We start from the raw sequence: 16,563 nt of genomic DNA on the forward strand, positions 1-16,563 counted from the left end.
ACGCGGCCGGCCCCCCTCGACCCATCGGGGCCGGTCCTGGCTCCTCTTCCGCCGTTCGGGCCGGGATCGGCGCGGAGTCTTTCTTCGACTTGGCGTAGATCGAGGGAGGACGGTGATAGGACCTCTGGAGGGATGGGGCGAGCTGCCGGGTCGGGTCCGGGAGACGCAACCAGCCGAGCGAATTCATTCGAGGACGAGCCATGTCCAGTGGCGAGGCGACGGGGTCGTGGACGACGCGGAACGACGCCATCGGCGCGACCGTCTACGCGTTCGAGAGGGAGCATCGAGCCGCCCGCGACCCCCGCATCGAAGACTATCTCGGGAGCGTCGAAGGCTCCGACCGGCTGGCCCTGCTGCTGGAGTTGGTGCACAGCGAGCTGGAACTGCGGCTGGCCGCCGGTCTGGACGCCGGCCTGGACGGCTACCTCGCCCGCTTCCCCGCGCTGGCCGACGCCCCGGATCGCCTGGCCGCGATCCTGGAGACCGAGGTCCGGCTCCGCCGGGACGCGGGCCGCCCGGTCGATGCCGCGGAATACGAGGCCCGATACGGCCCGCTGGGCTTGCCGGTCGGCACCATCCTGCGTGGCGCCACCCCTCGTCTCCCGGAGGTGCCCGGATACGAGGTCCTCTCCGAGCTGGGCCGGGGGGCCATGGGGGTCGTCTACGAGGCGCGACAGGTCGACCTGGACCGCATCGTGGCCCTCAAGATGGTCCTGGCCGGCCCCCACGCCGGCCCCGGCGAGCTCGACCGCTTCCGCGCCGAGGCCCTGGCCGTGGCCCGGATCGGAAACCCGGGGATCGTCCAGGTCTTCGAGATCGGCGAGGCTGACGGCCTGCCCTACATCGCGCTGGAGTACGTCGGCGGCGGCGACCTCAAGGAGCACCTCGGGGGGGCTCCCATCCCCGCGGCCGAGGCGGCCGGGCTGGCGTTGGCGATCTCCCGCGCGGTGGCCGCGGCGCACCGGGCCGGCGTCGTGCATCGGGACCTCAAGCCGGCCAACGTCCTGATGACGCCCGAGGGGGAGCCCAAGGTCGCCGACTTCGGCCTGGCCAAGCGTCTGGGCGGAGAGTCGGGCCGGACCGGCGATGGGGCGATGCTGGGCACGCCCTGCTACATGTCCCCCGAGCAGGCCGGCGGCCGCAACGGGCAGGTCGGGCCCGGGGCGGACGTGTACGCCCTGGGCGCCATCCTCTACGAGATGCTCGCCGGCCGGCCCCCGTTCCAGGCCGCGACGGTCGGCGGGACGCTGCGGATGATCTGCGACCGCGAGCCCGTCCCCCCCTCGCGGCTCCAGTCCGGCGTGCCGCGCGACCTGGAGACGATCTGCCTGAAGTGCCTGGAGAAGGAGCCGCCGCGACGCTACCCATCGGCCGAGGCGCTCGCCGACGACCTGCGTCGATTCCTCGACGGCCGCCCGGTCCTCGCCCGCCGAGCCGGCCCGGCGCGGCGGGCCTGGATGTGGACCCGACGCAACCCGCTGGCCGCCTCCGCGCTCCTGGCGATCCGTTCCGTCGCCGCCGATGCGGTCGCCCGGGAGCAGGCGCGTCGCTCACGTCGCATGTTCGAGCTGGGCCGGATCCGGCAGGCGCACGAGAGCTGGGAGGCCGGCGACCTCCGAGCCGCTCGGCGGCGGCTCGGACAGGTCTCGGCCGAATTCAGGGGGTGGGAATGGCGGCATCTGGACCTGCTCTGCCGTTCGTCTCCCGGGCTCGTGGTGACGACCGATCCAGCCGCCGCGCCGTACTTCGAGTTCATCGGGCGAGGCGACCGGTACGTGGTCCCGGCCGGCGCGAACTCCATAGCTGTTCGCCGTTCGGCCGACGGGAGCGAGATCCACCGCCTCTCCTTGGGATCGCCGCTCGCGGCCCTCGCGATCGACGGGCAGGGCCGGCGGATCGCCGCGGCCGACGAGGCGGGCGTGCTGTACGTCTGGGACCTGGTGTCCGGCTCCCTGCTGCCTCAGGTCAAGGCGCGGGGGAAGCCGGATCGGCTGGTGTTCTCGGCGGACGGCTCGCGAGTCGGCGTCCTGGACGAGATGCATCGATGGGCATGGGTGCTCGACCTCGCGTCCGGCCGGATCCTCTTCTCGTCGGAGGAGTGGAGGGGCCGGCCCGTCGGCGTCGGGCCGATCCTGGACCTCGCCCTGTCCCCGGACCTTAGTCAGCACGCGACGGTGACGCTGGACGAGCACGAGGCGACGAACCTCCGGGTCTGGCGGATCGACCAACCCGAAGCCGTCTGGTCGCTGCCTCTCCGGTGGCCCAAGAGGCCCGGAAGCACGGGGGAGCCTCCCCGTACAATCCCCCCGGACGCCAACGCCCCCCTACGCTTCTCAAGGGACGGCTCGCTGGTCCTGTGCCGGCCTCCCTCCGCCCTCGAATTCGGGGATGGCGACGGGCCGATCGAGGACGCCCGGCGGGGCGATGCCCAAGCGAACGGGGCGGGACGGCTGGGCATCTTCGATGCGACCACCGGCCGGCCCGCCCCGCAGCCCGAGCGGCTGAACCAGGGGCTGCTCAGCCCGGACGATCGGCTTCTCCTCCTCCCCCGGGCCGCGAATGGCGTAGACGTGACCGAGTTGGCGACGGGGCGCGAGCTCGCGGTGTTGAAAGGCCCCGGGTACTTGTGGCGATTCGGTCCACGGTCCGACCTGCTGGCTCAATGGAGCGAAGCGGAGGTCCGATTCTGGGATCTTGATTCTTCCAGTGTCCGTCTGAGCCACGCGCCGGATCGGTCCGCTTTCCGAGGGGACTACAGGGGGATCGTGTTCTCACCCGACGGCTCGCGCTACGCCATGCCCGACGGCCCCTGTTCGGTCACGGTGAGGGAACTGCCGAGTGGCCGGGTGATCCAGACCCTTTGGCGACTATCCGACTCGCCCGTGGGCGAAACGCCCCCTCGGGCCGACACATGGCCCGAAAACCTCGACGGATTCCGGGGGCCGATGAGGTTCAGCCCCGACGGGCGGTGGCTCGCGATCTGTGGGGAGACGATGCAGCTCTTCCGCATCGATGGGCGAGGGGAGCCGTCGAGCGTCGAGGTTCAGATGCCGAGCGGTAATAACCTGATGGCGAGGAACGCGGACCAATCCGCCTTCAGCCCCGATGGACGCTCCTGGCTGGAAAGGGAGTCCGCCCCCCGCGGATTCCTCCTGCGAAGGTACGGCTTGGACGACGGCGTCGAGCAATCCATCCGCTTCGAAGACGAGGAGGGGGTGTCCGGTTGGCTGGTTCCCCGACCCGGGCTCGTGCTCCTGGGCAAGATGGACGGGGGCGTCTCCATTCGCAAGGACGGCCGCGAGCCGGTCCCCCGCAGGATTCACGACGGCCCGGTGATGTGGCTCGACGCGCTGCCGGACGGCTCGCTTTTCGCATCGGCCGCGGTCGTCAATCCCGCCGATCCCGCGGATTTCGCGGCTGGTCCGGAGGACCAGTTCGAGGAGTACAGGCACGTCGACGCGCCTCCCAAGGCGACGAAGGACGAGCAGGTCGGATTCATTAACGGCGTCGTGCACGGCGGGTATGCGGACATGCCCACGGGGCCCCAGCTTCGGGAGGGTGTGGCCCCCAAAGACACGCTGCCGGGGCAGACGGACCTCCAGGACGAACAGGACAAGGCGGAGCTCGGGAACCCGGGAAGTGCGGGTGAAGTTGTGCAGTGGGCAGTGTGGGGGCCGGAATCGGCGGCCCCCCCGCGGCGCGGCCGGTTCGCGGTGGGCAGGAGTCTCAATCCCCGGGTCCGCCTTCTCCGCGGCGGCAGTCGTCTCCTCCTGTCTTTGGGCAGTCGCTCGATTTACCTCGAGGGCGGCGAGTGGCACTCCCCGTTCGAGTTGAGGTTGTTCGACCTCTCCGCGGAAGGCCGGCTCATCTATCGCTTTGGCAACCTGGAAGCGGCCGATCGGCGGCTCCACCCGAAGGCGGTGAACAGCTACGCCGTCTCCAATGACGGCGAGTTGATCGCGTTGGGGCACCGCGACGGGACCTTGATCGTCCGCGAGGTGGGCACGGAACGGCAGATCCTCTCGCTGCCGGCCCATACGGGCGGAGTCGGCGCGGTCGCTTTCGCGCCCGACGCCCAGCGGGTCGCCACCGCCGGCTCCGGGGGCGATGTCAGACTCTGGGACTTGCAGACGGGCATGGAGGTGCTCGCCCTCCGAAGGACCAAGGGGGATCCGATCACCACGCTTGCTTTTTCCCCGCAAGGGACGCGGCTAGTGGGGGCGGCCCTCTCGGGTGTCGCCAAACATGCATGGCATGCGTCGCCGTGAGCATGGGAGTGCTGGACTCGTGCCTCCCGCGACCGCCCCAAATAGTCGAGGCCGACGACTCGCCGTGTCCCATGTCGACGATGGGAAGCATGGTCACCGGACCGCGAAACGGCGACGGCATGTCGGTCCGACCAGCGGGACGTTCGGACCCCGCGAGCTGGCATGCCCTCGGAAAACTCTCGCTTAGCCGGTCCACTTCCGTGGGCGGGTTACTGCGTCGCACTGGCAGACGGCCTCGCCGTGATCACGGCGCATCCAGAGGCCGACGAACGGCTGGACGCGGAAGTCGGCGGGATTTCTTGTCGCGGGCGGGACCACTCGGTGATTCGACTCTCGAGGACGCGAGTTCCTCGAGGTCGTGCGACACCCCCCGTTTCGGCGGATCGCGCGACTCCTCCACCATGGCCCGTCGGATCCCGTCGGACGAGTTCGTCCAGGAGTCTTCCATTGATCTGCAGTCGAGCGGCGAGTTTGGTCGTCATCTTCGCTTCGGGATTGATTGCGGCCTCCGCGCCCTTCACGCGAGCGTCGGCCGCGGAGGAGGCGGCCGACCTGGACCCGGTCATCCGACGATTCAGCTCGATCCAACGCAAGGGGCTCGGGACGAGCCGGCTCAGCCGCGAGCTGGCTCCTCGCCACATCAAGGCTTGGCGCGAGGCCGCGGCGCAAGGCGATCCGGACGCCCAGTTCCTCTACGGCCAATGCCTGCTGCTCGGGGCGGCCGTCGACGAGGCCCCGGAAGAGGCGGCGAAGTGGTTCGACGAAGCGTCTCGACGCGGGCACGCCCTGGCGATGATCCGCCTGGCCTGGTGCTTCCAGGAGGGCTCTGGCGTGGCGAAATCCGACGTGCGGGCTTTCGAGCTGCTCCGCGACGCGTCGGCGCGCGGCGACTCCCGAGCGATGAATGAACTCTTCGTCTGCTACAACTACGGTCGAGGCGTGACGCAGGACGACCCGACGGCCCAGATGTGGCTGGCCAGGTCCCACGACCTCGGCTGCGAACTGGGGACCGCGAACCTCGGCTGGTGCCACCTCCTCGGGATCGGTATGGAGCGGAACGCCGGCAGAGGCGTCGATCTGTTGAAGGTGGCCGCAGAAGCGGGGGCTCCCTTCGCCATGCGGCACCTGGGCGCCTGCTACGAGGACGGCGTCGGCGTGTCGATGGACCTCCCGCGAGCGGTCGCCTGGTATCGCAAGGCGGCCGACGCCGGGGACGTCGAGTCGTCGGCCCGCCTGGGTATCTGCCACCTGGCAGGATTCGGGGTGCCGCGCGACCCGGAGAAGGGGATCGGCCTGATCCGCAAGGCCGCCGAGGAGGGGAATCCGTTCGCCATGGCGCACCTGGGCCACGCCTACATCGACGGCTCGGGGGTCGACCGCGATCCCTCCAAGGCCGAGGAATGGCTCACGAAGGCCGCCCGACGAGACGATCCGTACGGGGCTTATTGGCTCGGCATGTACCACGAACGTGGCCTCGGCGGGAGCCGCGACATGGCGGAAGCACGAGCCTGGTACCAGAAGTCGGCCGACCTCGGCTTGGGCTGGGGGAAGGCTCGGATCGAGGCGATGGCCGAGGCCGAGACGGAGGCCTCGGAGAGATTCCTGCTCGGCCCCCGGGGGAGGGGGGGCGACGCCGGCGCGAGGCTGAGGCGATCGGCGGCGGCACTTCGCCGAGAGGCCGAAAGCGACGCCCAGGATGCGGCGGCCCGCGCGGTCCGGGATTTCTCGAACGGTTCGATCAATCCTTTGCCCTGATCTCTCGGCCTTCGGGGGCCGCCGGCGAGTACGTGACCCCGGTGCCGCTCCTACCTCCGAGGAGGTCGAGGCGGCTTCCGCGGAAGAGATCGCTCCAGCACCGGCGGCAACCGTGGATGTGCCGCGCTTGATGAAGGCCGACGCGACCAACGTACCAGCTGAACCTTGGGGCGGGGAGCGAATCCGGGGGCAGCGACCGCCTGCCCCCGCAGCGTTCGGCGGCCTCCCCGTCCGGCATGATCCAGGACGCATCCGAAGGCCCCCCCCGCGAGCTTCGCGAAGAACCGCCCGATCCGGCCGGCGGCCGAGCGTCGCCTCGTCCGCACGGCCGTCGCCGGCGCCCACCAGACCCCGTCCGTCGCGACCCGTTCGTCGCGCACCCTCGCGACGACCCGGTCGCAGTATTCGGACTTACCCTGCCGCTCCAGCAGGACGCATATCGCGATCCTCCCGCCGTACCCGGCGGTTTCCAGGAGGACGCCGTCCTCGAGCCCCAGCGCGGTCCGATCGAGGCGTCCCATGCGTCTTCGCCCCCATCGGGAGATCGCGATGCAGGTCGCGGGCCGTTCAAGCCGCGCGACGCTCGAGGGGCGTCGCGAGGCAGGATGCGATTATCGAGCCTGAGCCCGCAGACGGCAAACGCCGTCGTCTTTCATCGGACGACGTCCTAGAGGAAGGCGATCTCGAAGGGCGACGGCCACCTCGCGCGGACGAAGGCGTCGAGGACCCGAACGAGGGCTTGCATTCAGGCAGGATTCTCGCGCAGGACGTCCCGATGATCGGCGAGGCACGAGCCGCATCTCGAACGCGGACCCATCGACTCGAATTCATGCCCGCCGGCCTCGACCGCCCGGGCGATGCGGAGGAACACGCCTCGAGGGTCGGCGGCGAGCACGTGTTCCAGGCTTTGAAAAAAGGTAGTGGACCACGCCGGAGCAAGGCGTCTCCTGCAGGGCGTCGAGCAGCCTCGCCCCCTCGGGGAGGAAGCGGGCGTTTCGGGCGGACGTCGCCCGGGTTCGCCGTCCTTCTTCAGCTCGCAATGCAGGTGGAACGCGATCCAGAAGGCGGCCCGGCCGTGCGCCCCGGCCCGCTCGATGTCGTCGGACGTCGGGGCCGCGCCGCCCGACGAGGGTTCGGAGAGCAGGCGGACCCGACTCGGGCCTCCTCGGCCACGGCGGTCAGCACCTCGAGGGCGCGAAACCGTACGCGATCCGCCTCGGGGGAGGGGAGATCGGGTATGCTCGTCACGGCCCGATGGCAGGCGTCGCGGATCAGGGGCTCGGCCGGTTCGATGTACCGGGCCAGGTCGGCCAGGACCGCCGAGGCGACGGCGTTCTCATAGATCCGCCCCCGGCCGCGGTCGATCGCGAAACCCAGGTCCAGGCAAGCCTTCCGGACGTCGTCCGAGGATGCTCCCTCGCCCGCCCGCCCGCCCGAAGACCTCCATCGCCAACGCCTCGACGGCGTCCAGGGCGGCGGCGCGGCCCCGGTCCATGGACCCGGCGAGGATGCAGAGCCCTCGAGCGGCGTTCCAACTCGGGCTGTGCTCGACGCCTCCGCTCGCCTCGTAGCCTCGGTTCCTCGTCGACCTGGACCTCATGGTCCGCGAGCCAGTGGCGGGTCGGGACGTCCGGCGAGGCTTGGGACATGACCCCGGGCGGAGGCTCGCCCCCCGGCGGGCCGCCCTCCGCATCCAGGGCTGCGAGCCGCGACTTCACATCGTCGGAGATCAGGCCGTCGCGGCACAGGCGGACGTGGAGGACGTCGCGAAACCGCTCGAGAGATCCTCGCCGACGGCTTTCCGCGCCGTCCTGGATCTCCAGGATCGTCGCCTCGACCCGCCGCCCATCCTGGGCGCCGGGCAAGGATGGACGTCCGCGGCGAAATCCCCCGTGACGTCGCGGGTGTCGTCGCAGGCGAAGAAGTGGCGAGATCATGCGAGCTCGCGGAACGACGTCCTGAGCGTGGGGGTCGCCTGAGTCGCCGCCCGGACGAGTCGACCCCCTCCTCCTCGTCTTCCCCGGGGTCGGGTCGCCTTCCAGAGCCCGTAGGCCCCGAGGCGGCCGAGAGCCGCCCCACCCATGGCCTAGCTGGGTTTGCGTCGGCCTACTCAGCCCCGTGCTGGAGCCGGGGCTCGACGTGCTCGCCGTAGAGCGACGAAAGCCGCGCGAGCAGGCCCCCGCCGCCGGCGGGGCCGGGGCGAAGGGCTGGTCAGGGACGCCGCGTCGGGCGTCGTCAGGAGCACCAGGTGGGGTGCTCGCCGTCGGCCGGGACGAGCCCGGACCGGGCGGCCTTGAGGCCCGCGTGGACCGCTTGTTGGGCCGGGGGTTAGGTCCTCGGAGACGAGGACATAGAGATACGGACTTCTTGGGCTGGGTCAGCGGATTGAAGACATCGTCGGGTTCCTCCGGTTCCTGAGCCGCCTCCCGAAGGGGGAGTCGAGCGCGACGTGGGGGGATCGAACCCCCGTAGTCCGGGTTCCAACCCGGGATCCCTAGCCGCTCGGTCAACGTCGCCTCGTCGCGGTCGAACCTACCACGAGTCCGGTAGCGACCAGCCCGGGCCGGCCCGGAATCCTCCTGGACGACGACTCGTCGCAAGTGGGACGCAAGCGGACCTTGCGCGCAGGAGGCGCGCAAATACATAGCAGCTTCCTTCCTGAAAACGAGAAGACCCGGCTTGGACTACTCGTTGTAAGTCCAAACCGGGTCTTCATTTTCGTCAGAGTCGGGGCGAGGGGATTTGAACCCCTGACCTCTAGCACCCCAAGCTAGCGCGCTAGCCAAGCTGCGCTACGCCCCGATCGTCGTGTGGGAAAACGGCTTTGGTCGCCCGCGGCCTGTTTTCGCTCGACGGGTTTTATTGTAGGGTATCGGGAGCTGCTGTCAATCGCGGAGGGGGGGACGAAGCGTGGAATTCGCCGATCGAGTGGTGCAAGCCGTGAGGCGTAAGGGCAATCCGGTGATCGTGGGGATCGATCCCAGGCCGGAGGAACTGCCGCCGGGCTTCCTGGAGCGGTTTCCCGGGACGCGGGCCGGCGTGGCGGATGCGCTTCGGGAGTTCGGCTGCGAGGTGCTGGAGGTCGTCGCTCCGCTCGTGCCGCTGGTGAAGTTCCAGTCGGCCTTCTATGAGGCCTACGGCCCCGAAGGGGTGGCCGCGCTGCATGCGACCATCGAGCACGCCCGGAAGCGCGACGTGCTGGTGATCTTCGACGGCAAGCGGAACGACATCGGCTCCACCGCCGAGGCCTACGCTCGCGCGTACCTGGGCAAGACGCCGGTCGGGGGGGCCTTCGAGCCCTCCTGGGACGTCGATGCGATGACGATCAACCCGTACCTGGGAAGCGATGGGATCGACCCGTTCGTGAAGATCGCCGCCCGCGAGCACAAGGGGGTGTTCGTCCTGGTGCGGACGAGCAACGCGTCGGCCCGGGAATTCCAGGACCTGGTGTGCGACGGCCTGCCGATCTATCGCCACGTCGCGCGTCGGCTGCAGACCTGGGGGAAGGGGAAGCAGGGCGAGGAGGGGTACAACCTCGTCGGCGCGGTCGTCGGGGCGACGTATCCGAACGAGTTGGCCCAGCTTCGCGAGGAGCTGCCGGGCGTGCTGTTCCTGGTCCCGGGCTACGGCGCCCAGGGGGGGACGGCGAAGGACATCGCGGCGGGGTTCGCGCCCGACGGCCAGGGGGCGCTCGTGAACAATTCGCGGGGGATCACGTTCGCCTACAACAAGGTCGCCCATCGGGGCGACGCCGGGGTCGACTGGCGTCGCGCGATCGAAGAGGCCGTGCACGAGATGGTGGACGACCTGGCTGCGAACACGCCGGCGGGGCGGCTGCGACCAGCCTCGGCCTGATCGAGGGCGGACGTCAGAACTCGGGCAGGACGCCGCTGCGGACGGCCCGTCGCACGGCGAGGCCGCCGACGCTCAGCAGGCCGGCGGGGACGCCGAGCATCACCAGGATGCTCCAGTTGAACCCGTCGGCCATCCTCGTCGCCTCGCCAGGCTGGGCGGACAACGCTTCCTTGCAGTTCGGGCAGGCCCGCGACGCGGCAGGGGCCGAGGCCAGGACCACGATCGCCATCGTCCCGATTCCGAAGGCTCGTCGCAGGCATCGCAAGGGGCGGGCTCCTCGTTCGAGCGGGAAGGTTCGGACGGCCGACGCGATCCGATCCCTGTCAAGGTAAAGGGCGTTTGGCCGTCGCGGCAAGGCCTCCTCCCGAACCTTCGTCATCGGCGGCGGAACTGGGGCGCGAGGGTCGGGCGGACGTTGCGAGGGACGGCCACCGGCAGTCCGCGGGTGAGGAACGGCGGGCTTTTCATGCTGACGCGGACGTCCCCGAACGAGCCCAGGCCCTCGATGGCGTCGATGGCCGTGACGCCGTCGCCGCCGACCCTCGGCTTCGTGACGGTCCCCGAGAGCGTCGTCCGGCCTCGCACGGCACCCTGGAGCGTGAGCAGCTTGGCCTCGCCGGCCGCCGAGCGGACCAGGTCCAGATAGCCGCCGTTCTGCGCCTGGAGCGATACCGCGTCGCCGTTCGAATCCGTGTACTTGAGCGTGGCCCCCCGCGCGAAGAGGCCCACGAAGTCGACGCCCCCGCCCAGGGCGTTTCCGGCCGCGTCGGTCACCGCCGATCGCCCCGCGCCCCGGACGACGATCGCGTAATGCCGGCCCGGGGCCAGCGGGACGGTCGGGGTGAAGTAGACGTTCCGCGTGGCCGGGTCGTAGCCGGGGGCCTTGTAGGCGATCGGGGCGTCGTCGCCGTCGCCGAAGACGCCGCCGGGGCCGAGGTCGTACAGGGTGTAGGCCGCGCCGTCGAGCGCCGCCTCGGGCTTCAGGGGCTCGTTGAAGGCGATCGCCAGGCCGACGATCGACGAGGGATCGCCCAGGAGCCGGATCCGGTCGACGCTCGGGGGCGTGAGGTCGGAATCGAGGTCGCGGATCACGATCCGGGCCGACGTCGGGCCCGCCAGCGTCGCCCCGGCCGTCGGAGACTCGAGGACGATCCCGACGGACTTGTCCCCCCGGTTGTGGGCGTAGGGGAGGACCGGGACCGGGATGGAGGCGATCGTCTGGCCCGGCTGGAAGGTGAGCACGCCAGAGACCGGCCGGTAGTCGATCCCCGGGCTGGCGTCGCCCGAGGTCGTACGGTAGGCGACGGTCACGGTCCCCCGCGCCCCGCCCACCCGCTCGACGGCGACGTGGGCGACCCCCGCATCCTCGGCCGCCACGACCTCGGCCGAGGCGAACCGGAACGTCCCGGGGGGCTCGACGATCGTGACGCGGGCGGTCGCCCGGGCGTCGTCGGGGTTGGAGTCGAACTGGTCGGCGGCGACGATGGCGGTCAGCGTCGCGTCGCCGAAGGTCCGGGGACGGAGCACGAACGCGAAAGTCGCCGAGCCCCTCGGCGCGAGCGTACCCAACGCGACCGCGATGCGATCGGCGGACGCCTGGATGCTCCCCTGAGTGGTCGCCGCACCGACATAGGTTCCGCCGGCGGGGTAGGGGATGTCCAGCACGACGCCGGTGGCCGTGGTCAGGCTGGCGTTCCAGACCTCGGCGACCCAGGTCACTTCGCCTCCCAGCTCGACGGCCGGTTGCAAGGGGCGGAGCCGCAACGAGAGGTCGACGGCCGGCGCGACGGTCACCGCGTAGCGGCCGACGTCGTTGCCGGTGCGCGGGTCGGGGAGGTCGCTCGTCGCCGCCCCCGAGAGCAGCAGGACGGCCCCGGCCGTCGTGGTCGGCCGCACCGTGATCGTCATCGTGGCGGTCGAGGATCCGGCGAGTTCGCCGAAAAAGGCGACGACGCCCCCCGCGCCGAGGACCGGGGTCGGCCCCCGGCTCGCGACGGCCGAGACGAACTCGACCCCGGCGGGGAGCGGAGCCGCGAGCCGGACCCCGCCGGTCGCCCAGGGGGAGAGGTTGGCCGCCGTGAGCGTGTACGAAAACGCGGTCCGCTCGTACGCGAAGCGCGGCGGGGCGACGTAGACCGCCAGGTCGGCTGCGGGTTCGACGGTGGCGATCGCGACCGCCGCGTCGTCCGACGGGCCGGGATCCGCGTTGTCGCCCCGGACGGTCGCGGCGAGTTCGATCGGGCCGACGAGCGACGCGCCCGGCGTCAGGACGATTTCGACCTCGACCGACGCGCCGACGGCTAGCGACCCGAGTCGAAACGTCAGCAGGCCGTCGGCTGTGGTCGGCGCGGGGCCTCGCCAGCCCGGGGCGGCCGAGGCGGTCGCGCCGGCGGGCGGGGCCACGGTCAGCAGGGCGTTCGGCTCGGCCGTCGGCCCGGCGTTGGCGACGCGGACCCGGAAGCTCGCGGACCGCCCCCGGAGGATCGCGGCCGAGGGCGGCTCGATCGTCACGCCGAGGTCGCTCGCCGGGCGGACGACGGTCTCGCGCCAGGCGGAGTTGTCGCGCAGGTCGGCGTCGAAATCGTCGCTGGAGACCCGGGCCGCGTTCGTCAGGACGCTCCCCAGAGCCGCCGAGGGCCGGACGACGATCCGGAGCGCGGCCGTCGCGCCGCTCGCCAGCCGGTCGAGCCGGCCGGTGACCACGCCGTTCGCGAACGACGCCGAGCCGCCGTCGATCGCGGCCGAGACCAGCGTCGACTGCGAGGGGATCAGGTCCAGGACGACCACGTTGCGGGCGTCGTCCGGGCCGGAGTTCGTCACCATCACGACGTAGGTCGCCTCCGCGCCGTCGGCCGCGGCGGCCGGGGCCTGCATCGCGAGCTTCAGGTCGGCCCGGCCGGCGACGAGGGTCGAGAGTGTCGCCGACAGGTCGCCGAGGTCGGGATCGAACGCGGAGCTCGCGAGCGAGGCCGTCGTCGTGTAGAGGCCCTGGGCGTCGGCCCGCAGCTCGACCGAGATCGTCGCGACGCCGCCGGGGGCGAGCGCACCCAGGCTCACCACCAGCCGGCCGGCCGCGAAGCTCCCCGTCCCCTGCGACCCGGAAGCCCCCAGGAACGTCGCCCCATCGCCGATCGGCAGGGTCAGGACCGCATCCGCGGCCGTCCCCGGCCCGGCGTTCGAGGCGGTCAGGACGTAGGTCATCGAATCGCCCCGCGACGCCGAGGTCGGGCCCGCGGTCAGGGCGAGCGCCAGGTCGGCGACGACGGTCAGGCGGGCGGAGGCGGACGCCGATTCGTCGCCGGGGCGGGAGTCGGCCTCGCTCATCGTCGCCGTCGCCGTGCCCGTCAGGTCGCCGGCGAACGAGGGCGGGGCCTGCACGACGACGGTCAGCACGGCCGTGGCGCCGGGGGCCAGCGACCCGATCGACAGCCCGACGTTCGAGTCCGGGCCGGATGCCGAGCCCGTCAGGACGACCCCCTGGCTCGACTGGGCCGACAGGATCATGGACGACGCGGGGAACCGGGCCGTCAGGTTCACGCCGTTGGCGACGAGGTGGCCCCGGTTCGTCACCGTGGCCGTGAAGGTCACGGGCGAGCCTTGCGGGGCGTGGCTCGGCGAGGCGACCATCGCGACGCTCAGGTCCGTCTGGGGCCGGACCAGGATCGACTGCGAGAACTCCGACGTGTTCCCCGCCGCGTCGGTGGCCGTCGCCGAGAGGAAGCCCCCCTCCGCCGAGCCGACGAACGGGGCCGTGAAGCTCGCCCGCCCGCTCGCGTCGGCGGTCGCCGCGATCGAGCCCAGCAGGCGTTCGCCCTCGCCGAAGCCCGAGCGGTCGACCTCCCGACTCCAGAAGAACTGGATCGTGTAGGACTTGGACGCCTCGCCGATCAGGATGCCCGCGCCCCCGGTGCGCACGCCGTCGGTGGAGGCCGAGGTCAGCAGCGGGTAGTTGATCCAGTCGTTCGGGCCGGCGGACTCGCCCGGGGTATGGTTGGGGGTCGGCCCGTTCCCCAGGTTGATCCCCAGGCCGGAGTTGCCGAAGATCCGGTTCGACAGGATCGCGTTGTGGCGGGCCAGCCCGACGAGCTGCACCCCCGCGCCGGTCGTCCCCCCGCCGTTGTAGGCGATCAAATTCCCCGCGCCGGAGTCGGCCCCGCCGACCGTCGCGCCGCTCGAACGCAGCGTGACGCCGTCCTGCAGGTTGCCGAGTCGCCGCGTCCCCGTCGCGTCCGAGCCGATCAGGTTGCCCTGGATCTTCAACCCGCCGGCGTCGTTCCGGGCGTTCACGCCGCTGCCGCGGTTGCCGCCGATCTGGTTCCCCTCGCCCGGCGTCAGCCCGCCGATCCGGACGTCGCCCGAATCGTCGACCAGGACGCCGTCGCGGAAGTTCCCGAGCACGGCCGTCGCGTCGGCGGTCAGGCCCAAGACGTTGCCGAGGACGAAGGTCCCGTTCGACCGGCCCGTCAGCGCGACGCCGTTGCCGAGGTTGCCCGAGATCAGGTTCCCGGCGATCCGCCCGGCCGTCGCCCCGACGAACGTCACGCCGTCCGACCCGTTGCCGATCGCCGAGCCGCCCAGGCCGTCGGTCCCGATCCGGTTGCCGAGTATCGACACGTTCGCCGCGTCCCCCGCCTCGACCGCCTGCACCCGGACGCCGGCCCCGCGATTGCCCGAGATCACGTTCCCCTGCGCGCCCGGCCCGCCGATCGTGTGGAACGACGAGCCGACCACCAGCACCCCCACGCCGTTGCCCGACGCCGTCGCCTCGCCGGGGACGAGCCCCACGTAGCTCGACTCCACGAAGTCCCCGCCGCCCCCCGTCAGCACGATCCCGGCCCCCGAGAAGCCGGTGATCACAAGCCCCGCGACCACGCTGCGGCCCCCCGCCACGACCAGGCCGTCCACCGGGCCCGCCCCCGCCCCCGCGTGCGAGCCGTCCAGGCGAATCAAGGGGGAGCCCTGGTACCCGGGCTGCGACCGCCCCTCGATGAGCACCGGGCGGGTGATCGGGGCCAGCGGCGACTCCAGCCGGATCGTCCGCAAACCTTCGCCGGGGATGGCGAAACGGATCAGGCTGGGCCCCGCGTCCTCGTCGGCGTCCGCCTGCGAGAGCGCCCACCGCAGCGAGCCCGGCCCGTCGTCGGCCGTCGTCTCCACCAGGAACGTCGCCGGCAGGATCCGGCGCTCGACGCACTCCAGCCGGGGCGTCCCCGCCCTGCGCCCGGCAGCCCGTCTCGAACGTCCTTGCAGGCCAAGGGGGAGACGCATGGAGGTCGATTCAGTGGAGGAGGTCGGGCCGCCAGGCCGCTCGACGCGGCCAACACTCGCCGGAACGACGCGGGACGGCCCAAGAACTTAGGACCATGTTACGAAAACGGCGTCAAAAGGGTCGGTTCCGTCCGCCCGTGTTTCCGGAAATCATCAGTGATCCCAGTTGCGCGTGGATGGGTGGATGGATTTAAAGGGCTCCCGGCGGATTCGGCGAGCCCGATACGCGTGAGCCGCGATTAGACGCCGACCGCCGAGCCGGGGCTCGCCAGCGGGAGCTGATACAGCATCAGGTAGATCACGACGCCGGTGATCGAGACGTACAGCCAGATCGGGAAGGCCACGCGAGCGATCCGGACGTGGCGGGCGTACTCCCCCTTGAGGGCGCGGAGGACGGTGAGCAGCACGAGGGGGACGACGAAAAGGGTCGCCAGGATCGTGTGCGAGGTCAGGATCGTCAGGTAGAGCCAGCGGATCCAGCCGTGGCCGGGGAACTTCACGCTGCCGGCGAAGAAGTGGTAGAGCAGGTAGCAGCCCAGGAAGACGGCCGACGTCAGCAGCGCCAGGCCCATCGCCAGCAGGTGGCCGCGCGTGGCCGGGCTGCGGAGCAACGCCCCCAGGCGCGAGCCCGCCGTCGACCCGTCGGCCGAGGCCTCGCTCGCCGCGAGGGCCGCGTCGGGGGCTCGGACGATGGCCAGCCAGCCGACGAGCAGCAGGATCGTGCAGAGGCCGTTGAGCGTCGCGTTGACCGCGGGGAGCGTCCGCACCCACCGCGGCGAGGCCAGCCGGCGGGCCTTCGCCACCAGGTCGTCCAGCGCCTGGGGGTCGTGGGTGTCGAACAGGCCGACGACCCGGCCCCGGTCGATGAGAGCCAGGCGGTCGCTGTGGATGACGGCCTCGTCGCTGCCGTCGGGTGCCGGCGCGTCGTTGACCTTGGCGGTGAGCAGGAACTTCTCGTTGATCATCTTCAGGATCGGGTCGCGATCGCCGGTCAGGAACCACCAGCGTTCGGGATCGGCCTCGAAACGCCGGGCGTATTCGCCCAGGACTTCGGGCGTGTCGTACTCGGGGTCGACCGACAGGCTGACGAGCTGCACGTCGTCGCCCGCCAGCTGCTCCTGCAGGCTCTTCATTATGCTGGTGATGCGCGGGCACGAGAGCTTGCAGCGGGTGAAGATGAACGAGGCCACGCCGACCTTGTCGGCGAAGTCCGCCTCGGTCACGGCCCGTCCCGAACGCTCGACGAGCCGGAACGAGCCGAGCCGAGTGGCCGCGTCGCCCAGGTCCTGGCCCGCCGGCCGGGGCCCGTCGCCGGCGCGGACGAGGGCGAAGCAGAGGGCCCCGGACAGGACGAATGCGAGGCCGACGATCGTAACGCCGCGTCGATAGGCCGATTCCACGATGCACCACCTGGCGC

The 16,563-nt window shown here is 71.4% G+C and carries 6 protein-coding genes and 2 tRNA genes; 3 read left to right on the plus strand and 5 right to left on the minus strand.

The window, feature by feature from the left end; translation table 11 throughout:
* Positions 1-200: 200 nt before the first annotated feature.
* Positions 201-4,268: a WD40 repeat domain-containing serine/threonine protein kinase gene (locus tag G6O68_RS11250; protein ID WP_165247701.1), complete on the plus strand. Its 4,068-nt coding sequence runs from the start codon at positions 201-203 to the stop codon at positions 4,266-4,268.
* A gap of 447 nt (positions 4,269-4,715) precedes the next feature.
* Positions 4,716-6,023 (plus strand): tetratricopeptide repeat protein, encoded by a 1,308-nt coding sequence (locus G6O68_RS11255; RefSeq protein ID WP_165247703.1) that lies wholly within the window; start codon positions 4,716-4,718, stop codon positions 6,021-6,023.
* 2,443 nt (positions 6,024-8,466) lie between these two features.
* Here the strand turns inward: G6O68_RS11255 and G6O68_RS11260 are convergent.
* Together G6O68_RS11260 and G6O68_RS11265 are read right to left on the minus strand one after the other, a co-directional pair.
* A tRNA-Ser gene (locus G6O68_RS11260) sits at positions 8,467-8,539 on the minus strand.
* 211 nt (positions 8,540-8,750) lie between these two features.
* Positions 8,751-8,825: transfer RNA gene (locus tag G6O68_RS11265), tRNA-Pro, on the minus strand.
* A gap of 108 nt (positions 8,826-8,933) precedes the next feature.
* Here G6O68_RS11265 and pyrF point away from each other — a divergent pair.
* Positions 8,934-9,878: an orotidine-5'-phosphate decarboxylase gene (pyrF, locus tag G6O68_RS11270; protein WP_165247705.1), complete on the plus strand. Its 945-nt coding sequence runs from the start codon at positions 8,934-8,936 to the stop codon at positions 9,876-9,878.
* 13 nt (positions 9,879-9,891) lie between these two features.
* Here pyrF and G6O68_RS11275 read toward each other — a convergent pair whose 3' ends face one another.
* The 3 genes from G6O68_RS11275 to G6O68_RS11285 all read right to left on the minus strand — a co-directional run bounded on the left by G6O68_RS11275 (position 9,892) and on the right by G6O68_RS11285 (position 16,546).
* Positions 9,892-10,107, minus strand: a complete 216-nt coding sequence (locus G6O68_RS11275; RefSeq protein ID WP_165247707.1) for a hypothetical protein — start codon at positions 10,105-10,107, stop codon at positions 9,892-9,894.
* Between the two features lie 146 nt (positions 10,108-10,253).
* Complete coding sequence (locus tag G6O68_RS11280; protein WP_165247709.1) at positions 10,254-15,146, minus strand: Calx-beta domain-containing protein; 4,893 nt, start codon at positions 15,144-15,146, stop codon at positions 10,254-10,256.
* Between the two features lie 239 nt (positions 15,147-15,385).
* Complete coding sequence (locus tag G6O68_RS11285; RefSeq protein WP_165247711.1) at positions 15,386-16,546, minus strand: DUF420 domain-containing protein; 1,161 nt, start codon at positions 16,544-16,546, stop codon at positions 15,386-15,388.
* Between the last annotated feature and the right edge of the window lie 17 nt (positions 16,547-16,563).

Origin of the sequence: Paludisphaera soli, assembly GCF_011064595.1 — a bacterium.
In the GTDB taxonomy this organism is placed as follows: Bacteria; Planctomycetota; Planctomycetia; order Isosphaerales; family Isosphaeraceae; genus Paludisphaera; species Paludisphaera soli.